The following is a 20,857-nucleotide window of genomic DNA, read 5'->3' on the forward strand; positions in this document are numbered from 1 at the left end:
CTATGCGAGGAAGCCCCGCAGCAGCGCGGCGGTGCCCTCGAGGTGCTCGGCCACGGCCCGGCGCGCACCCTCGGGGTCGCCGGCCAGGATCGCCGTCACGATCGCCTCGTGCTGGATCGCGGCGTGCTCGATGTTGCGCCGGAGCACCGGGATGGCGTTGAGCAGGTCGGTGACCCGCAGCCGGGCGTCGGCGCAGGCCGCGGCGAGCAGCGGGGAGCCGGTCAGCTCGGCGATGGCCAGGTGGAAGGCCGTGTCGAGACGGCGGTAGTCGTCGGGCCCCGACGAGTTGACCTCGCGCAGCCGCTCCCGCAGGGTGTCGCGCCGCTCCTCGGTGAGCGCGGTGGTGGCGAGCACCTGGGCGGCGCCGCACTCCACGGCCATCCTGAAGGTGAGCGCGTCGCCCAGGTCGTCGGTGCCCATGTCGACGACCGCCCTGCGCAGGTCGTCACGGTGCGGGCGCGGCGGGGTGTAGGTGAGAAAGGCGCCGCCGTACCTGCCACGGCGCACGGTGAGGTAGCCCGCCTCCGCCAGGGCGCGGATGGCCTCGCGCAGGGTGACCCTGCTGATCCCGAGCTGGGCGGCGAGTTCCCGCTCGGGCGGCAGCTTCTCGGTCACCAGCCCCAGCTTGATGACCTGGAGCAGGCGTTCCACGGTCTCCTCGAACGCGTTGCCCGCGCGCACCGGCCGCAGCACGGTCGCCAGTCGTGACACCTCGTCCAATTGATCTCCTCCGACCCTTGACAATGCTCCCCCCGCTACACGTCAATGGTCTGACACTAGCCCAATAAGACTCCGGCGAGGAGGGCGTGTGGACGTCCGCGAACTTCACGACGAGGTGCGGGCAGGACGGATCGACACCGTGCTGCTGGCGATCGTCGACATGCAGGGCCGCCTGCAGGGGAAACGCCTGTCGGCACGTTACTTCCTGCAGGAGGTGCTGGGACACGCCGCCGAGGGATGCAACTACCTGCTCGCGGTCGACGTCGACATGAACACGGTCGACGGCTACGCGATGTCCTCCTGGGAGCGGGGATACGGCGACTTCGTCATGAAACCCGACCTGTCCACCCTGCGCCGGGTGCCGTGGCAGGAGGGGACGACCCTGGTGATGGCCGACCTGCTCTGGGAGGACGGCTCCGACGTGACCGCCTCGCCGCGGCAGATCCTGCGCCGGCAACTCGCCCGGCTGGCCGAACGGGGCTGGGGGGCGTTCGTCGGGACCGAGCTGGAGTTCGTGATCTTCAACGACAGCTACGAGGACGCCTGGCGCGGCGGTTACCGCGACCTGACGCCCGCCAACCTCTACAACGTCGACTACTCCCTCCTCGGCACCGCCAGGGTCGAGCCGCTGCTGCGCAGGATCAGGCTCGGCATGGAGGGCGCGGGCATGTACGTCGAGTCGGCCAAGGGCGAGTGCAACCTCGGCCAGCACGAGATCGCCTTCCGCTTCGGCGAGGCCCTGTCCAGCTGCGACGACCACGCCGTCTACAAGAACGGCGCCAAGGAGATCGCCGCCCAGGAGGGCATGTCGATCACCTTCATGGCCAAGCCGAACCAGCGCGAGGGCAACTCCTGCCACATCCACATCTCGCTCAGGGACGCCGCCGGAGAGCCGGTCATGGCGGGTTCCGAGGCGCACGGGCTGTCCGCGACGGGACGGCACTTCATCGCCGGTCAGCTCGCCCTCATGCGCGAGCTGACCCTGCTGTACGCGCCGAACGTCAACTCCTACAAGCGGTACGTGCCGGGCAGCTTCGCGCCCACCGCCGTCAAGTGGGGCGTGGACAACAGGACGTGCGCGCTGCGCCTGGTCGGCCACGGCCCCTCGCTGCGGATCGAGAACCGGGTGCCCGGTGGCGACGTCAACCCCTACCTGGCGGTCTCGGCACTGGTCGCGGCCGGACTGCACGGCATCGAGAACGAGCTGCCGCTTGAGGAGGCGGTCACGGGGAACGCCTACACCTCGGGCGCGGAGACCGTCCCGCACACCCTGCGGGACGCGCTGGAGCTCTGGGAGGGCTCCGCGTTCGCGGCCGCCGTCTTCGGCGAGGACGTCGTGGCGCACTACGCGAACAACGCCCGGACCGAGCTGGCCGCCTTCGACGCGGCGGTGACCGACTGGGAGCTGTTCCGAGGATTCGAACGGATGTGACGGTGAAGATCATAAATCCGGCGACAGAAGAGGTGATCGCCGAGGTCGAGATGGCGGACGCCGCCGAGGTCGACAGGGCGGTGGAGCGCGCCAGAAGGGCCTTCGCCGGCTGGCGGAGGGTCGGTCCTTCGGACCGGGCCCGGCTGCTGCGCCGGTTCGCCTCGCTGGTGCGCGAGCACGCCGAGGAACTGGCCCTGCTGGAGGTCGCGGGCGCCGGGCACACGATCGGCAACGCCCGCTGGGAGGCGGGCAACGTCGCCGACGTGCTCGACTTCTACGCCGGGGCGCCCGAGCGCGACCACGGCCTGCAGATCCCGGTGCCCGGCGGGCTGGACGTCACCTTCAGGGAACCGCTGGGCGTCGTCGGAGTGATCGTGCCGTGGAACTTCCCGATGGTCATCATGACCTGGGGGATGGCCCCGGCGCTGGCCGCGGGCAACACCGTGATCGTCAAGCCCGCCGAGTGGACACCGCTGACCGCCCTGCGGGTGGCCGAGCTGGCCCTGGCCGCCGGGCTGCCCGAGGGGGTGTTCCAGGTCCTGCCCGGTGCCGGAGAGGTCGCGGGCGCCCGGCTGGTCGAGCACCCCGGCGTGGCGAAGATCGTGTTCACCGGTTCCACCGAGGTGGGCAAGGAGATCGCCGCCGTCTGCGCCGGGCAGGTCAAGCGGCTCACCCTGGAGTTGGGCGGCAAGAGCGCCAACGTGGTCTTCGCCGACGCCGACCTGGCACGGGCGGCGGCGACCGCGCCGTACGCGGTCTTCGACAACGCGGGCCAGGACTGCTGCGCGCGCTCCCGGATCCTGGTCGAGCGCTCGGTGTACGACGAGTTCCTGGCCCGGTTCGGCGAGGCCGTGCTGAACGTCCGAGTCGGCGACCCGCGCGACGACAGCACCGAGATGGGCCCGCTGATCAGCGCCGAACACCGGGAGCGGGTGGCCTCCTACGTCACCGAACCGCCCCACCTGCGGGGCACGTGCCCGCCGGGGCCGGGGTTCTGGTTCCCGGCGACGGTCCTGACCCCGGGCTCCGCCGACGACCGGGCGTTCACCGAGGAGATCTTCGGACCGGTGGTGTCGGTGCTGCCGTTCGACGACGAGGCGGACGCCGTACGGATCGCCAACGACACCCCGTACGGCCTGAGCGGGTCCATCTGGACCCGTGACGTCGGCCGGGCGCTCCGGATGGCCAGGGCCGTCGAGGCGGGCAACCTGAGCGTCAACTCGCATTCGAGCGTCCGCTACTGGACCCCGTTCGGCGGTTTCAAGCAGTCGGGTCTCGGCCGTGAGCTGGGACCGGACGCCCTGTCCGCGTTCACCGAGACCAAGAACGTCTTCATTTCCGAGGAGTAGAAGCGATGCTGCGTTTGCAGGACCGGGTGGCCGTCATCACCGGCGCCGGCAGCGGGATCGGCCTGGCCACCGCGCGCCGGTTCGCCGAGGAGGGCGCCCGCGTCGTGTGCGTGGACCTGGACGAGACGACCGGCGCCGCGGCCGCGGCCGAGGTCGGCGGCCTGTTCGTGAAGGCCGACGTGACCAGCGAGGACGACGTCGCCCGGATGTTCCAGACCGCGTTCGACAGCTACGGCGGCGTGGACATCGCGTTCAACAACGCGGGCATCTCACCGCCGGAGGACGACTCGATCCTGGAGACCGGCCTCGACGCCTGGCGCCGGGTCCAGGAGGTCAACCTCACCTCCGTCTACCTGTGCTGCAAGCACGCCATCCCGTACATGCGGCGGCAGGGCAAGGGGTCGATCATCAACACCGCGTCGTTCGTGGCCGTGATGGGCTCGGCGACCAGCCAGATCTCCTACACCGCCTCCAAGGGCGGGGTGCTGGCGATGTCGCGCGAGCTGGGCGTGCAGTTCGCCCGCGAGGGCATCCGGGTCAACGCGCTCTGCCCCGGCCCGGTCAACACCCCGCTGCTGCAGGAGCTGTTCGCCAAGGACCCCGAGCGGGCACAGCGCCGCCTGGTGCACATCCCGATCGGCCGCTTCGCCGAGGCGACCGAGATCGCCGCCGCGGTGGCGTTCCTCGCCTCGGACGACGCGAGCTTCATCACCGGCTCGGAGTTCCTGGTGGACGGCGGCATCTCGGGCGCCTACGTCACGCCACTCTGACCGCTCCCCGCCGGCTCCGCTCCCGCCGCCTTCGCGACCCGCGGCGGCGGGATTTGCCCAGGCCATACCCTGGCCCCGATAACGTGCGAGGACGTGGGCGGATGTCCCATGTCCCCGGCGTCCGTGTGAGAAAGAGATCATGTCCCGTCCCGTCATCGGCATCACCTGCTACGTCGAGCCCGCGAGGTTCACCGTCTGGGAGACGACCACCGCGCTGCTGCCGTACGACTACGTCGACCACGTGGCCCGCGCGGGCGGGCAGCCGGTGATCCTGCCACCCGCGGGCGACCCCGCGACGCTGGTGGATCGCCTGGACGGGCTGATCCTGGCCGGCGGCGGGGACGTCGGCCCGGAACGGTACGGGCAGGAACCGCACGAGCGGACCGGCTACGTCCGGCCGTTCCGCGACGACGCCGAGCTGGGGCTGGTCCGGGCGGCGCTGGAGCGGGACCTGCCCTTCCTCGGCGTCTGCAGGGGCATGCAGATCCTGAACGTCGCCCTCGGCGGCGGCCTCCACCAGCACCTGCCCGACGTGGTGGGCCACCAGGGGCACGCCCCGGCCCCCGGCGACTACGGCAGGATGCCGGTGCGGCTCGCCCCCGGCAGCCTGACCTCGAAGGTCTTCGGAACCGAGACCGTGGACGTGGCCCACTACCACCACCAGGCCGTCGACCTGCTCGCCGAGGGCCTGACCGTGACCGCCCACGCCGAGGACGGCACGGTGGAGGCCGTGGAGGTGGAGGATCACCCGTTCGCCCTCGCCGTCCAGTGGCATCCCGAGACCGACGACGAGCCGGCCCTGTTCGAGGCGCTGGTCCGGCACGCCCGCCGCTGAACGGCCCGCTCGACCCAGGCCCGCTCGACACAAGGCCGCTCACCGTGGAGCGGAGCACCGGAGCCGGGCTCATTCCCGCGTGAGGATCAGGGCTAGCGGGAGCCGCTGCACCAGCAGGGCGGGAACGGCGGAGGCCAGGGCCGCGAGCGTGACGGCCACCACCGCCGCGACCGCCGCTCCCACGACCACCGCACTCGGCAGGCCGCCCGCCAGCGCGAACGCGGCCGTCACCCCGCCCAGGACCCCGGCGAGGGCGCCGAGCAGGCCGATGCAGGCCCCCTCAAGGACGATCAGCCGGGCCAGCGAGCCCCCCGACCAGCCCGAGGCGCGCAGCGCGGCCAGTTCGGTGTCGCGCTCCCGTACCCCCAGGTAGAGCACGTCGGCCACGGCCAGCACCGCCAGCCCGAACATCACCGCGACAGCCGCGTAGTCGGCCGGGCGGGCCTGCACCACTATGGCGTCGCCGAGCAGCGAGCCCACCACCCGGCCGCGGAAGCCGTAGGTGACGCCGAGCAGCACCGTCAGCCCGAAGACCGCGGCCGCGAGCGTCGCCGCGCCCAGCAGGGTCCGCCCGGGGGACCTGGTCAACCCGCTCACCGCCAGCCCGGCCACCCCGCGCGGTGAGCGCGCCCTGCGCGGCAACCGCACGGCCGGCCGCACCGCCTCCGCGGGCGGCACCCGCGAGGCCCGCCAGGCCGGGGTCAGTCCCGCCAGCAGCGCCAGCGTCACCGCCGCCGGGACCGCCAGCCACGCCCGCTGCCCCGGCGGCGCCACCCCCGACCACAGGGCGACAGGCCAGGCCAGCGCGACGGACAGCAGGCCCGCCAGCAGGCCGATGGCACCGACCTCGCAGAGCACGGTCCCGAACAGTTTCGGCCGCGACCAGCCCAGACAGGCCAGCACGCCGAGCTCGGACCTCCTGGCCCGCACGGCCGCCGCCGCACCGTTGAGCACGAACAACCCGCAGACGGCCAGGACCAGTACGAACAACACGAGCGACTTGCGGTCGGCGGCGTTCAGGATCCGGTAGGCGACGTTCTTGTTCACCCAGTCCTCCCGGAGGGTCAGCGCGGGACGCCCGAAGGACCCGGCGGGCAGGTCCACCGTCATCGGCGACGGCGACGAGCCGACCGTGATGTCCACCTTCAGTCCGGTGGCCGCCACGATGTCCCTGGCCACCTGACTGATCCGCTCCCGGCTGACCGGGTCGGGCCCGGTGACACCGTCGACCCGCACCCGTATGACGCTCAGCGGCGCCCGCGCCGCGGGCCGCCCCTCGGTCCTCTCCGCGATCTCCTCCAGCCACTGCAGGCTGGTGAGGAGCAGGGGCGGCGTCTGGAGGTATCCGGCGACGTTGTCGTTGGGCAGCAGGTCCCGTCCGCCGAGGAGCGCGGCGGTCCGGCCGTCGCCCGGCGTGGCGGCCGGTGGGTTGTAGGTCTCCATGGGAAGCCGGGTCAGCTCGCTGAAACCGGGCAGCCTGGCCGGGTCGAACCGTCCGACGACGCGGGACTTGAGGTCCCCGGTGTGGCGTCTGGAGACCGCCCTGCGGTTCAGCGTGCGGAACTGGGTGTCAGATGCCCCGACCGTCGCGCCCGGAGAGTCCTTGGCCACACCCGCCACCCCCGAGAACCACGGATCCTTCCAGACACCGGACCCGTTCCGCACCGGGAGCGCGGCGAGCTCACGAGCTCCCCGTTGCCGGTACTCGACGGGCCCGGATGCCCAGTACCTCGTCAACGGCACGTAGTGCCCGTCCGACAGATCCGACCACCGGTCGAGCATCGACTCGTAGACCTGTCCGGCGTCGAGGGTGAGACGTCTGACCTCCTCGCCCCGGTTCGCGGCGAGATAGGGCAGGAGCCTCTTGGCCGGCACGCCCTCGGTGACCTTCTCGGCCGCCTCGGCGGGCAGCCGCCGGATCACGACCTCGTCCCGCTGGTCCGCGTAGGGCACCGAGGCCGCGATCAGCGGGATCTCGTTGGGATCGTCTTTGGCCGCCTTCGCCGTGAGGTACCGTCCCTCGACCATCGCCCCCGCCAACCCGGCCAGCCGGGCCTCGGCATCCGGGTCGACGGCCGCGAGCACGAACGGGAACTCCTGGTAGAGCGGCACGCCCGCCTGGCCGGGCTTCAATCCGTCCCAGAAGTATCCGCCGATGTCGCCCAGACCGGTCCGCGTGGACCAGTAGCCGCGGTCGGGCAGCGTCCGCTCGGAGGGGAAGGGGCTGGTCCTCGCCGGGTCCTGCGACCAGCCGAGCGAGGTCGCCAACCGGACCCGCCGGCCGCCGGGCAGTTCCTCCTCGGCCGCCTCGACGTACTCGCCCCCGTCCGCGACCTCTGTGAAGTCGAGCGTGACAGGGCGGCGGGTGACGTACTCGTACCGGGGCTGCAGGAACGGGATCCGGGTGAGGCCCCGGTCGGTGACCCGGGTGCGCTCCACGCGCAGCATCGTGCGGTCGCCCTCGTGCAGCAGGTCCGTCACGTCGACCCGGACAGCTGCCGTGTGCACGACATGACCGATCATGCCGATCGGGGCGGCGACCTCGACGCCGTTGACCTGCTTGATCCGCTCGTACTGGTCGAAGGTGATCCCTCCGAAGATGCCCGACAGGTAGTTGGCGCGGACCAGCCCCTGCGACCGCTCGATGGTGGTGGCCGAGTTCTTCGGACGGACCAGGATGTCGTACTGCGCGCGGAAGTTCTCCCCGACGGTGCCGATGATCTCCAGACGCTGGGTCTCGGCGGTGCCGGTCAGCACGGTGAACCCGGTGGCCGCGACCACGATGCCGAGCAGGAGCACCAGTGCCCGGGCAAGCCGGTGGCGAAGCTGGGCCCAGACCAGGCGGGTCATCCGAGCCGCCCGATCCGGCCGAGCACGTCCTGGGCGGGCGTCACCCGGTCGTCACCGGTGATCCGGCCGTCCCGCATCCGGACCACCCGGTCGCACGCCGCCGCCACCTCGGGGTTGTGGGTGGCGACCAGCATGGTCATGCCGTACTCCTCCCGCAGGGAGAACAGCAGGTCCACGATCTCCTGGCCGGTGACGCTGTCGAGGTTGCCGGTGGGCTCGTCCGCCAGGAGCAGAGGCGGGTGGGCGATCAGCGCCCGGGCGATCGCCACCCGCTGCTGCTGCCCGCCGGAGAGCTCGCCGGGCAGCGCCCGTTCCCGGTCGGCCAGCCCGACCGCGGCCAGCAGTTCCCTGGCGCGGGCCCGGCGGTCGAAGCCCACCCTGAGCGGCAGCACGGGGGCGAGCACATTGTCCAGCAGGCTCAGCGCCGGGAGCAGGTGGAAGCGCTGGAAGACGAAGCCCACCGCGCGCCGGTGCCGGTCGAGACCCCGGCGCCCGAGATCGTCGACGCGCCTCCCTCCGACGTGGATCTCACCCCCGTCGGGGAGATCCATCGCACCGACGAGATGGAGGAGCGTGGACTTGCCCGCTCCCGAGGGCCCGGTGAACGCGACCGCCTGACCGGCCTCGACCTCCAGGCCGACCTCGTCGAGTGCCCGGGTGGAGCCGTGTACCCGGCTGACGCCTCGCAGGCTGACTTCAACGCTCATGGCCGATACATTGTCACAATGCAGGGGGGTCCGTGAAGTTCCTAACTTGTGACAATGTAGGAATCATGCCACTTAGCCATGCCGTGCTCACCCTGCTGGCCGACGGGCCCAGCCACGGCTACGAACTCAAGGCCCGGTTCGAGGCGGCGGTCGGCCCCCAGTGGGGCGGCCTCAACATCGGGCACCTGTACCAGATCCTGGACCGGCTGGTCAGGGACGGCCACGTGACCCGCAGCCACGTGCCCCAGAGCGACCGCCCGGACAAGACGCTGTACCGGCTGACCGAGAGCGGCGCCGGTGAGCTGCGGGAGTGGGCGGGCGCTCCCTGGGTCCGCTCGTCGGGGTTCCGGGACGAACTGTTCCTCAAGCTGCTCGCGGCCACCCGGCTGGGCACGGACGCGCTCGGCTCGTTCGTGTCCGCGCAGCGCCAGGCCTACCTCTCTGACCTGGCGGCGCTGACCCGCCTGCGCCGCGAGCAGGGCGACCCCCTGGTGTCCCTGCTCGTCGACGCGGCCATCGCGCACACCAGAGCCGACCTGCAGATCGTCGACGGCGCCGAGGAGCGCCTGGCGGCGATGGCCGCCGCCAGCGCGGACGTGCACACCGTAGGGCCCGAGGGCGATGGTCTCCGGGCACTGGGCGAGGGTGCCTGATCCCGGCCGACGGGCCCGAGGGGATTTCGCTCGGCCGGTGCGGGCGGTTAGGCTGGCCGACGACACCGATGAACCCCGCGCGGGAGAGTGTCCTGACATCCAGGCCAGGACCCCTGAAGGAGCAAGCCCTCCCCGCGAACCTCTCAAGGCAAAGGACCGTGCGGGTAGGTGCCTCTGGAAAGCAGGTCCCACGACCTCGCCGAAGGTGAAAGTCCGGCAAAACCCGGATGAAACTCTCAGGCACCAATGACAGAGGGGGAGGATGATCTCATCTGTCCCTTGTCTGAGGTGCGAACATGTCCCGACCTACGCCGCTGCGCGGCGTGCACGAGTCCCTCGGCGCGACGCTGACCGACTTCGCGGGCTGGCTGATGCCGCTCCGCTACGGCAGCGAGTCCGCCGAGCACAACGCGGTCCGCCAGGCGGCCGGCCTGTTCGACCTCTCCCACATGGGGGAGATCTTCGTGACCGGCCCGCAGGCCGCCGAGGCCCTCGACTACGCGCTGGTCGGCCACCTCTCCGCGCTGGCACCCGGCCGCGCCCGCTACACGATGATCGTCGACGCCGGAGGCGGCGTGCTGGACGACCTGATCGTCTACCGGCTGGCCCCCGAGGAGTTCATGGTCGTCGCCAACGCCTCCAACTACCCCCGGGTGGCCGCCGAGCTGACCGAGCGCGCCAAGGACTTCGACGCCGCGGTGCGGGACCGCTCCGAGGAGTACGCGCTGGTCGCGATCCAGGGGCCGCGCTCGGTGGAGATCCTGAGCACTCTCACCGACGCCGACCTGGACGGGCTCGGGTACTACGCGGGCCTGCCCGCCGTGGTGGCCGGCCACGAGGCCCTCGTCGCCCGCACCGGATACACCGGCGAGGACGGCTTCGAGCTGTTCGTCGCGGCCTCGGCGGCGGAACCCCTCTGGGCCGCCCTCACCGAGGCGGGCGCACCGCACGGGCTGGTCCCCGCCGGACTGTCCGCGCGCGACACCCTCCGTCTGGAGGCCGGTATGCCGCTCTACGGCAACGAACTCTCCGCGGACCGCACTCCGTTCGACGCCGGGCTCGGCCGTGTGGTGAGGTTTGACAAGCCGGGCGACTTCGTCGGCCGGGCCGCCCTCGAACCGCTCAGGGACGTCCCGCCGGCCCGTCGTCTGGTCGGCCTGGTCGGAGGCGGCCGCAGGGTGCCCCGGCACGGGTATCCGGTGGTGGTCGCCGACGACGGCACGGTCGCCGGGGAGGTCACCAGCGGGGCGCCCTCCCAGACACTGGGCAGGCCCATCGCCATGGCCTACGTGGACAGCGGCCTGTCGTCGGGGCTGGCCGTCGACATCCGGGGCAGCCGCGAGCCGGTCGAGGTCGTCGAACTGCCTTTCTACAGGAGGAAAAAATGAGCAGCATTCCCGAGGACCTGCACTACACCAAGGAACACGAGTGGATCGGCGGCGTCGACGACGGCCTGACCCTCACCGTGGGCATCACCGCCTACGCCGCCGAGGCGCTCGGCGACGTGGTCTACGTGCAGGTACCCGAGGTCGGCGCGTCGATCGCCACCGGTGACGCCGTCGGCGAGGTCGAGTCGACCAAGTCGGTGAGCGACATCTTCGCACCGGTCACCGGCGAGGTCGTGGAGGTCAACCAGGCGGTCGTGGACGACCCCTCGCTGGTCAACAGCGACTCCTACGGTGACGGCTGGCTGTTCCGCGTACGTCTTGAGGGCTCCGCCGACGACCTGCTGTCGCCGGAGGAGTACACCGCGCTCACCTCGGGTGAGTCATAAGTTCGACGCCCCGCGTCACGGTCACGCGCGTCCTCGGGCACGCGTGACCGTCCGCGCTGGAAGGATTCAGATGACGATCAGTGTCTTCGATCTCTTCAAGATCGGAATCGGCCCGTCCAGCTCGCACACCGGCGGCCCGATGGCCGCCGCCCACAAGTTCGCCCGGGGCCTGCACCGGGACGGGCTGCTGGAGAAGACCGCGCGGGTGAGCGCCGTCCTGTACGGCTCGCTCGGGCTGACCGGCAAGGGCCACGGCAGTGACAAGGCGGTGCTGCTCGGCCTGTCGGGCGAGAAACCCGAGCTGGTCGACGTCGACACGGTCGACGAGCGGCTGGCCGCCATGCGCGCCTCGGGCACCGTCCGCCTGTACGGCTCCCACGAGGTCCCCTTCGTCATCGGCGAGGACCTCGTCTTCGAACGCAAGATCTCGCTCCCCCACCACCCCAACGGCATGCGCTTCACCGCCCTGTCGGAGTCCGGCGAGACGCTGCGCGAGAAGGTCTACTACTCGGTGGGCGGCGGTTTCGTCGTCGACGAGAACGCCACCGGCGCCGACCGGATCAAACCCGACGACACGGTCCTGCCGCACCCCTTCACCACGGCCGCGGAACTGCTCGCCCAGTGCGCGGAGACCGGGCTGTCGATCTCCGGGCTGATGCTGGAGAACGAGCGGGCGTTCGGCCGCACCGAGGCCGAGATCCGCGCCCAGCTGCTCGTCCTGTGGCAGGTGATGAGCGAGTGCGTGCGACGGGGCATCGACAAGGAGGGCGTGCTGCCCGGCGGCCTGAAGGTCCGCCGCCGCGCCCACCAGCTCCACCGGCAGCTGCGGAGCGAGCCTGGAGAGAAGGACTCGCTGCAGACGATGGACTGGGTCTCGCTGTTCGCCCTCGCGGTCAACGAGGAGAACGCCGCCGGCGGCCGGATCGTCACCGCGCCCACCAACGGCGCCGCGGGCATCATCCCCGCCGTGCTCACCTACTACGACCGCTTCGTCCGCGAATCCGATGACGAGGGAGTGATCCGCTTCCTGCTGACCGCGGGGGCGATCGGCGTGCTGTTCAAGGAGAACGCCTCCATCTCCGGGGCCGAGGTGGGCTGCCAGGGCGAGGTCGGCTCCGCCTGCTCGATGGCCGCCGCCGGGCTCACCGAGGTGATGGGCGGCACCCCCGAGCAGGTCGAGAACGCCGCCGAGATCGGCATCGAGCACAACCTGGGGCTGACCTGCGACCCGATCGGCGGCCTGGTGCAGATCCCGTGCATCGAGCGCAACGCCGTCGCCTCGATCAAGGCCATCGCCGCGGCCAGGATCGCGCTGCGCGGCGACGGCCGGCACTTCGTCTCGCTGGACAAGGCCATCAAGACGATGCGCGACACCGGCCGCGACATGCTCGACAAGTACAAGGAGACCAGCCGCGGCGGGCTCGCGGTGAACGTCATCGAGTGCTGAACGCCTGGAACGCCACAAAGAACTCGATCACCACCAAATTTCGCATCACGTATGGGCCCCTCCCATCTCGCGCCTATGCTGGGTGGCCATGTCCGCGGGACTCGGGAGGTCGTGGTGGTAACGGGAACGCACCCGGCGAACCGCGCCTCGCGGGTGCTCCGTTTCCTCGGGGCACACTGGCTCTTCATCGCCGCCCTGCTGGCCGGCGGCGGCCTGCGCGCCCTGGCGGTGCTCGGCTACCGGCCCGCCCTGTGGTTCTGGGCCGACTCCTTCGTCTACCTGAGCGCCGGGCTCGACCCCCGTCCCCTGGAGTCCCGTCCCGCGGGCTACTCGCTGTTCCTGTGGATCCTCAAGCCGCTGGCCAGCGTCCAGGCCGTGGTCGTCGTCCAGCACCTGCTCGGGCTGGCCGTGGCGCTCTGCGTCTACCTGCTGCTGCGCAGGCTGGGCCGCCTGCCGGGATGGGGCGCGACGCTCGCCGCGCTGCCGGTGTTGCTGGACGCCCACCAGATCCAGCTCGAACACCTCGTCATGGCGGACCTGCTCTTCCAGTTCCTGGCGGTGCTGGCGGTCACCCTGCTGCTGTGGCGGCGACGCCCGGCCGCCTGGGTCGCCGCGCTGGCCGGCCTGCTGCTGGCCGCCGCGACGGTCACCCGGACCATCGGGCTGCCGCTGATCGCCGTGGCGCTGGTCTGCCTGGTGATCCGCCGGGCCGGGTGGCGGGCGGTCGTCTCCGCGACCCTGGCCGCCGCCATCGGCCTGGGCTCCTACGCCGCCTGGTTCGAATCCGAGCACGGCGGCTACGCACTGACCCGGGGCAACACCTTCCTGTGGGCGCGGACGATGACCTTCGCCGACTGCGCCAGGATCCAGCCGACCGGCCCCGAGGCGGCCCTGTGCCCCACGGAACCGGTAGGGCGGCGCGCGGCGCCGCCGGTCTACATCTGGGACGGCGCCTCACCGCTGAACAAGGTCAAGGGCAGCTGGGCCGAGCGCGACGCGCTCGCCGGCGCCTTCGCCACCCAGGCCATCAAGGCCCAGCCCCTGGACTTCCTGCGGGCGGGCCTGGACGACGCGGTCCACATCTTCGACTGGACCCGGCGCGTCTACCCGACCCCCGGGCCGCAGAGCGCCTACGTCTTCCCCGACACGCCGCGCCCCTTTTCCACCGGGGCCGCCTCACAGGGGAAGACCGCCGAGCAGTTGACCGTGGCCTACCAGGGCTCCTCGGGCGCGCCGACGATGGCCGAGCCGTACGCGGGCTGGCTACGCGGCTACCAGGAGCACGGCTTCGTGCGCGGCCCGTTCCTCGCGGTGATCTGCCTGGTCGGCCTGGTCGGCGTGCTGATGCGGTTGCGGCGGCTCGGCGGCGCGGTGCTGCTGCCCTGGGCCGCGGGGACCATGCTGCTGATCCTGCCGCCCTTCATCGCGGCCTTCGACCACCGCTACGTGGTGCCCGCGCTCCCGCTGCTCTGCCTGGCCGCCGGACTGGCCTTCGGCGTCCGGCACCGGGAGAGCGCCCCCGAGGAGGCGGAGGACGCGGAACCGGACGAGGAACCGGCCTACGGCAGGACCGCCGAGCGGCCGGTGTACGCGAGCCCCGTCGAGGAGCCGGTGTACGGCAGGTCAGCGCCGACGGACGTGCAGCCGAACCATCGTGCCGAGTTCTACCTCCCCGAGAGCCCGTCTGACCTTCCCCACCGCGTCCTTGTTCAGCCGCGCCACGAGCCTGCCGACGTCGGTCCCCGGCGCGCAGCCCACACTGATCCGCAGCCGCTCGTGCCTTACGTACCTGACCCGAATCCGGACGAGCCCTTCGACTTCTTTAAGGGCAACAGCGAGCATGGCGGTCCCCGTTCCGGTCCGCCTGCCCCACCGTCTCCAGCCCAGGGCGTGTAGCAGCCACCGCACCGCCAGCAGCGCGAGCACCACCAGCAGCAGCGCGACCAGCCAGCCCAGCCACGGATGCGCGGCCAGCCACCCGGGAAACCCCCCGCGCACGAGCCTGGCCCCCGGCGGCCGGCCGGGCAGGTCACCACGTCCCCGCAGGAAGGCGTAGAGACCGGTGCAGGCCAGCACCGCGCCGGTGACGGCCAGGCCGATCCGGTTGCCGAGGTACGGTCTCATCTGACCCTCCGCCTGCGCAGCCGCACCACGACGTCGCCCGCGCACATCGCGCCCAGGCCCGCCATCCGGTCACCCACCGCCGCGCCCACCCCGCGCAGCACCGGCCCGGTCCGCTCGGCCTCGGTGAACACGGTGACCTCGACGATCCTTGAGGCGAGCCGGACCCGTGCCCCGTTCACCTCCTCCACCGACGCCGCCGCCTCCCCCAGCGTGCGGCAGAGTCCGGACCTGGTGATCCCGATCACCAGGTGCGGATCCCCCGACTCCAGCGGCACCAGTCTGGGCCGTCCCGGCAGGGCCGCGAGCCCGAGCATCAGCAGGCCCGCCGCCATGGCGAGCACCGCCATGGCGAACACGACGGGGTCCGACCAGCTCCACGAGCCGACCCCGTTGACGAGCCGCCGGTAGGGCATGCGCGCGACGGGCGACTCCATCAGCAGGCCCACGGTCACCGCGGCCGAGACCGACAGCACGACGGACGCCACCAGCGCCGCCGACACGCCCGCCGGGGTCCTCCCCGGCCGAAGCAGCCGCACCGACCTGCGGCGGACGTCCTGAAACTGCTCGGCCGCCCTGCCTCCCGCGCTCCCGGTGCCCGCCGAGCCCGCCAGGACGTCCTGGAGAGTAGTCGTCATTCGGTCAGGTGTACGCGTTCCGGCGGGGGCGAGGCCGGGATCAACCACCCTCTTGCGCGATCTTGGGGCCCTCCTTGCGGGAGCATTGAGCACCCTCCATCAACATGAACACTGCTCATATTCTCCCGAGCCGAGTTATCCTGCGGACATGGACGACCTCCAGCGCTACAACCGGGCCACCGCACACCTGGACCCCCCCTTCGCCGTCCTCGACCTGCCCGCCCTGCGCGCCAACGCCGAGGGAATGCTCCATCGGGCTCACGGCAAGCCGATCAGGGTCGCCAGCAAGTCCGTCAGGTCCCGGGCCGTACTCGAACGGATCCTCGCCATGGACGGTTTCACCGGGATCATGGCCTTCACCCTCCCCGAGGCCCTCTGGCTGGTCTCCACCGGAATGCGGAACGTGCTCGTCGCCTACCCCACGGTGGACCGCGCCGCGCTCGCCGAGCTGGCCGCCGAACCGCTCGCCGCGCGGGAGATCACCGTCATGGTGGACCAGATCGACCACCTCGACCTCGTCGACTCCGCCGTCGCCGGCGTCCGCGACCGCCAGGAGATCCGGGTCTGCCTCGACATCGACGCGGGCTACCTCGCCTTCGGCGGCCGGTTCCGGGCGGGCGTCCGCCGCTCCCCCGTCCGCGAGAGCGACCAGGCCGCCGACCTGGCCACCCGGATCGCCAAACGCCCCGGATTCCGCCTCGTGGGCGTGATGGCGTACGAGGCGCAGATCGCCGGGGTCGGCGACGACCCTCCCGGCAAGCCCGCCCTCACCCGGGCCATCCGCCTGATGCAGACCCGCTCCCAGCGCGAGCTGATCACACGCAGGGGCCGGATCGTCCAAGCCGTCCGCCAGATCACCGACCTGGAGTTCGTCAACGGCGGCGGCACCGGCAGCATCGAGAAGACCACCAGGGAGAGGGCCGTCACCGAGATCGCCGCCGGCTCCGGCTTCTTCCACCCCCGCCTGTTCGACTTCTACCGGGGCTTCGGCGGCCACCCCGCCGCCCTCTTCGCCCTGCCCGTCGTGCGCCGCCCCGCACCCGGCGTCGTCACGGTCCTCGGCGGCGGCTACCCGGCCTCCGGCGCCCCCGGCGCCGACCGCCTGCCCCAGCCCTACCTGCCGTGCGGGCTGCGGTACGACCCCGACGAGGGAGCCGGCGAGGTCCAGACCCCCCTGGTCGGACAGGCCGCCGAGGACCTGCGCACCGGCGACCGGGTCTGGTTCAGGCACGCCAAGGCCGGCGAGCTCTGCGAGCGCTTCGCCAGTCTGCACCTGATCGACGGGGACAGGGTGGTGGACGAGGTCCCCACCTACCGGGGCGAGGGCCGCACCTTCCTCTGACCCACCACCCGTGCACGCGGAGCGGACACCTCGCCCACCGGCGGGTGCCCGCTCGTGTCCCATCCCCACCCTCCGGCCCCGGAGGCCCGCGCCGCCCCCGCGCCCGGAGAGGCCCCCGTGTCAGGGCTCGGCGGAAACCTCTAGAAGCCCAGGTCGAGCTCGTACCACCTGCTGCACTTGTAGGTGGACCAACCCCGGTAGCTGATCTGGCAGGTCCTCACCCGCACCTCGCTGACGTCGTGCGCCTTGACGCGGAAGTACTTGGTGTCGTCATAACCGCACTGCTTCACGCGCTTGACGGCATTCCAGTCCTCGTCATCGGACGAGGCGGCCTGCACCTCGAAGTAGGCACACCGCCCGCCCCGGGCCAGCGAGCGCCTGTCACCGTCGTACAGCCCGCCCCGCAGCGCGAACGTGTTCTCGTCCTCGTCGTCGCCCTCGACCGAGTACTCGGCCTCGACCGTGGCCAGACCGTTCCTGGACTCCTGGTCGAAGCTGTCGTCGAAGTCGCGCGCGGCCGACGCCGGCGCCGCCGCCGCGAAGGCGGCCGGAGCCACCGTCAGCATGAGACCGGTGGTCGCCGCCACCGCGACCGCAGCGCGAATGATGCTTTTCACGGATTTACCCTCCTTTTTCCCTGCTCGCAATGTTCCGCGAGCAAGGAAAAAGGCGCATGAGTAAACCCCTACTCAACTCGGGACCTCCGACCACCGGTGCCCCCACAGTGGTCAGGATCGGCGCCGAATCCGTACGGCCGGAGGCATCGAAGCACACCCACCGCCGCGCGACGGCGCCGTCCACCGGTCACGGCCGGCGGCGCCGCCACAACATGATCACCGCACTGACCGCCAGCAACGCGCCCACACCGATCAGAATCGGTGCCAGATCCGGCCGGTCGTCCGCCCACAGATCCTCGGGCTCCCCATCCAGCCTGACCGGCTTCGGCCCCGCCGCACCGGTCACCAGGTCACCGACCTGGGCGACGAAATGCTCGGCGTTCGCCCTGACCTTCGCCACACCACGCTCCGCGACCCGCTTGGGGCTCACCCGGTCCGCGATGGCGTCCACCGTCTGAGCCAACTCCGCGCGCGTGCGCTCGATCTGCCGCTCCAACTCCGCGGGATCGGTGTCCGCCATGGCTCTCCTCCCCTACTCCTTGACATCGATCAGTCTGTCAGGTCCGGACCACCCACGGCACTTCGGACAGGCCGGTAAGTTGACCGGGGAACCATTCCTCGGAGGGACATCATGAAACTCGAGCCGGGCGACGCCGCCCCGGACTTCACGCTTCCGGCCGCCGACGGCACCACCGTGTCGCTTGAGCAGTACCGCGGCAGGCGCGTCATCCTCTACTTCTACCCCGCCGCGATGACCCCCGGCTGCACCAAACAGGCCTGCGACTTCCGCGACAGCCTGGCCTCGCTCACCTCGGCCGGCCTCGCCGTGCTCGGCGTCTCGAAGGACACCCCCGCCAAGCTCGCCAAGTTCGTCGAGCGCGACGCGCTGACCTTCCCGCTGCTGTCGGACCCGGAGTTGGAGGTCCACAAGGCCTACGACGCCTACGGGGAGAAGACGATGTACGGCAAGACGACGGTCGGGGTCATCCGCTCCACCTTCGTCATCGACGCCGACGGCAAGGTCGAGAAAGCTCTCTACAACGTGAAGGCGACCGGCCACGTGGCCCGGCTCCGCCGCGAACTCGGCGTCGATTAAATCCCTTTTTTAGCCATTTATCATGACGTGGGCACGCGTCGAGAATTGTCGTATCTGTTGCCTAGGCTTGACGCGTGCCCGTCAAATACAAATACACCCCCGAAATGCTGGCGGAGGCCGCGGCCGACTCCCTCAGCGTCACCGACGTCCTCCGCCGCCTCGGCATCACCGTCGCGGGCGGCAACCACGCCCACATCAGCCGCCAACTGAAGCGCCTCGGAATCGACACATCGCACTTCCTCGGCCAAGCACATCATCGAGGACACTCCTCACCACGACGCCGTCTCCCGGAACAGGTTCTCGTCATGCGGCCGGAGGGCAGCCCGCGCCCGAAACCCGGGCAGCTCAGGCGCAGCTTGATCGAGATCGGGATGCCATACCGCTGCGCGGGCTGTAGGATCGAGGGCGCCTGGCAAGGTCAGGCATTGACACTGCACGTTGACCATATCAATGGCAACTGGCTGGACAACAGAAAAGAAAACCTACGCTTTCTCTGCCCGAATTGCCATTCACAGACAGAGAATTTCGCAGGAAAAAACAAAGGGGCCGTAGTCCAAAGGCAGGAGACACACGGTTTAGGTCCGTGCCAGTCCGGGTTCGAATCCCGGCGGCCCTACAAAACAATTCAAAGCCAACCGGTCGACATGAAGTCGATAGACACCAACGTAACAATATCGGCCCAGGATTCATTCTTCATAGAATATTGCCGGGCCGAAAGACGCTTCGCGTCGAGATCCGCGGTCATACGCAGGGCCATTCAGTTACTGCGCGAATCCGTCCTCGCGGAAGACCGTGCCGCCGCGTCCGGTGTGGCGGGTGCGGCCGGGGACGTAGGTTCGGGTCGCTTCGCCGTGCGGGACGGCTTCGGTGAGTCACCCTCGTGAGCTCCGGTCGACCGCTAGTGGGACCGGCGTCGCCCGGAACGGCAGGATGTCCACCGCTGGACGGGAGAGACCCTGTGGATCCGCGCGGGTAAGCGGGTGATTCGGAGGAGATCACCGAAGCATCCGAGCGGTATCCGGTGTGGCAGGGGGAACGGGAAAACGTCAGGTCGCGCGGCGTGGTCTAAATGCCGCGCGACCCGGCGTCGTTGTGATTGATCATCACAAACTGTCTCCCTTTACTCACCCCGGAGGGTGCTCCCATAAACCATGGTGCCGCAGGGTCCGTAAAGGCTCTGTAAGTCGTGCCGGATGTGCGACCTGGGTCGTACGTCCGACTCCGTCTTCAGGGGGAAGGGCGGTGATCCGCGCATACGTATCGTGGTGGTGTGTTCGGCAGATTACGCGCCTGGAGCAGGCGCCACCCCGGGATTACGGACGCGCTGTGGCTGAGCCCGTTCCTGCTGGTCTCGGTGCTCAATGTCTGGGCCGTCGGGACGGGTGACCTGGCGGCGTTGGGGGCGGCGAGGCTGGGGTTGTGGGGGTTCGCGGGGCTGGGGTTGTTGCTGTTCGTGCCGCTGCTCTGGCTGCGGCGGCGTCCCGTCGCGGTTTTCGCGATCATCTCGCTGACCTGTTTCCTGCAGTGGCTCCTCGGTGTGCAGCCGTTGTTCTTCAATGTCTCGGTGCTCGTCGCCATGTACGGTGTGGCGTCGCGGCGCCCGCTGCGCTGGGCGGTCGGCGCGGGTCTGGTGGTGGAGCTGGGGCTGGCTCTGGCGTTCGCGCGGTTGGTGCCGGAACTTGACGTGAGTGCCTTCGCCACGGTCTCGGCGTTCACGGTGGCGATCTGGATCGCGGGGATCTACGCGAACACCCGTCGCCGCTATCTGGAGGGGTTGGAGGAGCGGGCCGAGCGGGCGGAGCGGGAGCGTGATCAGCAGGCCCGGTTGGCGGCGGCGGCGGAGCGGGCTCGGATCGCTCGTGAGCTGCACGATGTGGTCGCGCACAATGTGAGCGTGATGATCGTTCAGGCGGACGGGGCGGGTTACGCGATCGAGCATGATCCGGAGCAGGCGCGTCAGGCGATGCGGGCGGTCTCGGCGACGGGGCGCGGGGCGCTGGCGGAGATGCGGCGGATGGTGGGTGTGTTGCGGGCCGATGGCGTGCAGGAGGAGTACGCTCCGCAGCCGAGTCTGTCGCAGCTGGACGATCTGGTGGCGCGGGTGCGTGCGTCCGGGCTGCCGGTGGAGTTCCGGGTGCTCGGGGCGCCGCGGAGGCTTCCTGAGGGGGAGCAGTTGACCGTCTATCGGATCGTGCAGGAGGCGCTCACCAATACTCTCAAGCACGGCGGTCCGGAGAGCAGGGCCGTGGTGGAGATGGAGTACGGCGTGCGGGAGTTGCTGTTGCGGGTGACCGATGACGGTCGTGGTGCCGCGGCGCCGCGGCGGGAGGGCGGGCACGGCCTGGTCGGCATGCGGGAGCGGGTCGCGCTGTTCGGTGGGAGTGTGGAGGCGAGGCCGGGTTCCGGTGGTGGTTTCCGGGTGGTGGCGCGGCTGCCGATCGGCGAGGCCGGGGCGGGTCGGGCGGCTTGAGAGTGGGTGTCCGGGTCGGGCGTGGTGGCGATCGGG

The 20,857-nt window shown here is 70.8% G+C and carries 18 protein-coding genes, 1 tRNA gene, 1 pseudogene and 2 riboswitches; of the genes and pseudogenes, 14 read left to right on the forward strand and 6 right to left on the reverse strand.

Features of this window, described 5'->3' with window-relative positions:
- Window positions 1–720: a FadR/GntR family transcriptional regulator gene (locus ACFQVD_RS22230; protein WP_343972048.1), complete on the reverse strand. Its 720-nt coding sequence runs from the start codon at window positions 718–720 to the stop codon at window positions 1–3.
- A 64-nt stretch (window positions 721–784) separates the two neighbouring features.
- Here ACFQVD_RS22230 and ACFQVD_RS22235 point away from each other — a divergent pair, with 64 nt between their 5' ends.
- The 4 genes from ACFQVD_RS22235 to ACFQVD_RS22250 all read left to right on the forward strand — a co-directional run bounded on the left by ACFQVD_RS22235 (window position 785) and on the right by ACFQVD_RS22250 (window position 5,106).
- On the forward strand, window positions 785–2,152 hold the full coding sequence (locus tag ACFQVD_RS22235; RefSeq protein WP_386274364.1) for a glutamine synthetase family protein: 1,368 nt from the start codon (window positions 785–787) through the stop codon (window positions 2,150–2,152).
- A gap of 2 nt (window positions 2,153–2,154) precedes the next feature.
- Window positions 2,155–3,501: an aldehyde dehydrogenase family protein gene (locus tag ACFQVD_RS22240; protein WP_343972055.1), complete on the forward strand. Its 1,347-nt coding sequence runs from the start codon at window positions 2,155–2,157 to the stop codon at window positions 3,499–3,501.
- Between the two features lie 5 nt (window positions 3,502–3,506).
- Entirely contained in the window at window positions 3,507–4,271 is a 765-nt protein-coding gene (locus tag ACFQVD_RS22245) for a 3-oxoacyl-ACP reductase (RefSeq protein ID WP_343972058.1), read from the forward strand.
- A gap of 139 nt (window positions 4,272–4,410) precedes the next feature.
- Window positions 4,411–5,106 carry a gamma-glutamyl-gamma-aminobutyrate hydrolase family protein gene (locus tag ACFQVD_RS22250; protein ID WP_343972061.1) on the forward strand — a complete coding sequence of 232 codons (696 nt, stop codon included), beginning with the start codon at window positions 4,411–4,413 and terminating at the stop codon, window positions 5,104–5,106.
- 69 nt (window positions 5,107–5,175) lie between these two features.
- Here the strand turns inward: ACFQVD_RS22250 and ACFQVD_RS22255 are convergent, their stop codons facing one another.
- Window positions 5,176–7,956, reverse strand: a complete 2,781-nt coding sequence (locus ACFQVD_RS22255) for an FtsX-like permease family protein (protein WP_386271934.1) — start codon at window positions 7,954–7,956, stop codon at window positions 5,176–5,178.
- Window positions 7,953–8,663 (reverse strand): ABC transporter ATP-binding protein, encoded by a 711-nt coding sequence (locus tag ACFQVD_RS22260; protein ID WP_343975417.1) that lies wholly within the window; start codon window positions 8,661–8,663, stop codon window positions 7,953–7,955. The genes ACFQVD_RS22255 and ACFQVD_RS22260 overlap by 4 nt, the downstream gene beginning before the upstream one ends.
- A 65-nt stretch (window positions 8,664–8,728) precedes the next feature.
- On the opposite strand from ACFQVD_RS22260, the gene ACFQVD_RS22265 reads away from it, so the two are divergent.
- The 5 genes from ACFQVD_RS22265 (at window position 8,729) to ACFQVD_RS22285 (ending at window position 14,433) form a co-directional block, all read left to right on the forward strand.
- Window positions 8,729–9,316, forward strand: a complete 588-nt coding sequence (locus ACFQVD_RS22265) for a PadR family transcriptional regulator (protein WP_343975421.1) — start codon at window positions 8,729–8,731, stop codon at window positions 9,314–9,316.
- Between the two features lie 70 nt (window positions 9,317–9,386).
- Window positions 9,387–9,485: riboswitch (glycine riboswitch) on the forward strand.
- 2 nt (window positions 9,486–9,487) lie between these two features.
- A riboswitch (glycine riboswitch) is annotated at window positions 9,488–9,572 on the forward strand.
- A 40-nt stretch (window positions 9,573–9,612) separates the two neighbouring features.
- Window positions 9,613–10,704: a glycine cleavage system aminomethyltransferase GcvT gene (gcvT, locus tag ACFQVD_RS22270; protein WP_343975424.1), complete on the forward strand. Its 1,092-nt coding sequence runs from the start codon at window positions 9,613–9,615 to the stop codon at window positions 10,702–10,704.
- On the forward strand, window positions 10,701–11,090 hold the full coding sequence (gene gcvH, locus ACFQVD_RS22275; RefSeq protein WP_030906360.1) for a glycine cleavage system protein GcvH: 390 nt from the start codon (window positions 10,701–10,703) through the stop codon (window positions 11,088–11,090). Before gcvT ends, gcvH begins: the two co-directional genes overlap by 4 nt.
- A gap of 70 nt (window positions 11,091–11,160) precedes the next feature.
- On the forward strand, window positions 11,161–12,537 hold the full coding sequence (locus ACFQVD_RS22280; RefSeq protein ID WP_343975431.1) for an L-serine ammonia-lyase: 1,377 nt from the start codon (window positions 11,161–11,163) through the stop codon (window positions 12,535–12,537).
- 114 nt (window positions 12,538–12,651) lie between these two features.
- Entirely contained in the window at window positions 12,652–14,433 is a 1,782-nt protein-coding gene (locus ACFQVD_RS22285; RefSeq protein ID WP_343975434.1) for a hypothetical protein, read from the forward strand.
- A 224-nt stretch (window positions 14,434–14,657) separates the two neighbouring features.
- On the opposite strand, the gene ACFQVD_RS22290 is transcribed toward ACFQVD_RS22285, so the two are convergent.
- Window positions 14,658–15,296: a DUF6286 domain-containing protein gene (locus ACFQVD_RS22290; protein WP_343975437.1), complete on the reverse strand. Its 639-nt coding sequence runs from the start codon at window positions 15,294–15,296 to the stop codon at window positions 14,658–14,660.
- Between the two features lie 148 nt (window positions 15,297–15,444).
- Between ACFQVD_RS22290 and ACFQVD_RS22295 the strand changes: the two genes are divergently transcribed.
- Window positions 15,445–16,638 (forward strand): amino acid deaminase/aldolase, encoded by a 1,194-nt coding sequence (locus ACFQVD_RS22295; protein WP_343975440.1) that lies wholly within the window; start codon window positions 15,445–15,447, stop codon window positions 16,636–16,638.
- A gap of 140 nt (window positions 16,639–16,778) precedes the next feature.
- Here ACFQVD_RS22295 and ACFQVD_RS22300 read toward each other — a convergent pair whose 3' ends face one another.
- Window positions 16,779–17,255, reverse strand: coding sequence for a hypothetical protein (locus ACFQVD_RS22300; RefSeq protein ID WP_343975443.1), 477 nt, complete (start codon window positions 17,253–17,255; stop codon window positions 16,779–16,781).
- A gap of 187 nt (window positions 17,256–17,442) precedes the next feature.
- Complete coding sequence (locus tag ACFQVD_RS22305) at window positions 17,443–17,775, reverse strand: DUF3618 domain-containing protein (RefSeq protein ID WP_343975446.1); 333 nt, start codon at window positions 17,773–17,775, stop codon at window positions 17,443–17,445.
- Window positions 17,776–17,886: 111 nt separating this feature from the next.
- Here ACFQVD_RS22305 and bcp point away from each other — a divergent pair, with 111 nt between their 5' ends.
- The 4 genes and pseudogenes from bcp to ACFQVD_RS22325 all read left to right on the forward strand — a co-directional run bounded on the left by bcp (window position 17,887) and on the right by ACFQVD_RS22325 (window position 20,821).
- Window positions 17,887–18,351, forward strand: coding sequence for a thioredoxin-dependent thiol peroxidase (gene bcp / locus ACFQVD_RS22310; protein WP_343975449.1), 465 nt, complete (start codon window positions 17,887–17,889; stop codon window positions 18,349–18,351).
- A 371-nt stretch (window positions 18,352–18,722) separates the two neighbouring features.
- Window positions 18,723–18,863 (forward strand): annotated as a pseudogene (locus tag ACFQVD_RS22315) (HNH endonuclease); the annotation flags it as partial.
- A gap of 30 nt (window positions 18,864–18,893) precedes the next feature.
- Window positions 18,894–18,967 (forward strand) — tRNA-Leu (locus ACFQVD_RS22320).
- A gap of 654 nt (window positions 18,968–19,621) precedes the next feature.
- Window positions 19,622–20,821: a sensor histidine kinase gene (locus ACFQVD_RS22325; protein ID WP_343975452.1), complete on the forward strand. Its 1,200-nt coding sequence runs from the start codon at window positions 19,622–19,624 to the stop codon at window positions 20,819–20,821.
- The last annotated feature ends 36 nt before the right edge of the window (window positions 20,822–20,857 follow it).

The organism is Streptosporangium amethystogenes subsp. fukuiense (assembly GCF_042665875.1).
Lineage (GTDB): Bacteria > Actinomycetota > Actinomycetes > Streptosporangiales > Streptosporangiaceae > Streptosporangium > Streptosporangium fukuiense.

Coding starts and splice junctions, on each gene's coding strand:
- ACFQVD_RS22245 (WP_343972058.1), top strand. CDS start 3,507: ATGCTGCGTTTGCAGGACCGGGTGGCCGTCATCACCGGCGCCGGCAGC.
- ACFQVD_RS22250 (WP_343972061.1), top strand. CDS start 4,411: ATGTCCCGTCCCGTCATCGGCATCACCTGCTACGTCGAGCCCGCGAGG.
- ACFQVD_RS22255 (WP_386271934.1), bottom strand. CDS start 7,956: ATGACCCGCCTGGTCTGGGCCCAGCTTCGCCACCGGCTTGCCCGGGCA.
- ACFQVD_RS22260 (WP_343975417.1), bottom strand. CDS start 8,663: ATGAGCGTTGAAGTCAGCCTGCGAGGCGTCAGCCGGGTACACGGCTCC.
- ACFQVD_RS22265 (WP_343975421.1), top strand. CDS start 8,729: ATGCCACTTAGCCATGCCGTGCTCACCCTGCTGGCCGACGGGCCCAGC.
- gcvT (WP_343975424.1), top strand. CDS start 9,613: ATGTCCCGACCTACGCCGCTGCGCGGCGTGCACGAGTCCCTCGGCGCG.
- gcvH (WP_030906360.1), top strand. CDS start 10,701: ATGAGCAGCATTCCCGAGGACCTGCACTACACCAAGGAACACGAGTGG.
- ACFQVD_RS22280 (WP_343975431.1), top strand. CDS start 11,161: ATGACGATCAGTGTCTTCGATCTCTTCAAGATCGGAATCGGCCCGTCC.
- ACFQVD_RS22290 (WP_343975437.1), bottom strand. CDS start 15,296: ATGACGACTACTCTCCAGGACGTCCTGGCGGGCTCGGCGGGCACCGGG.
- ACFQVD_RS22295 (WP_343975440.1), top strand. CDS start 15,445: ATGGACGACCTCCAGCGCTACAACCGGGCCACCGCACACCTGGACCCC.
- ACFQVD_RS22305 (WP_343975446.1), bottom strand. CDS start 17,775: ATGGCGGACACCGATCCCGCGGAGTTGGAGCGGCAGATCGAGCGCACG.
- bcp (WP_343975449.1), top strand. CDS start 17,887: ATGAAACTCGAGCCGGGCGACGCCGCCCCGGACTTCACGCTTCCGGCC.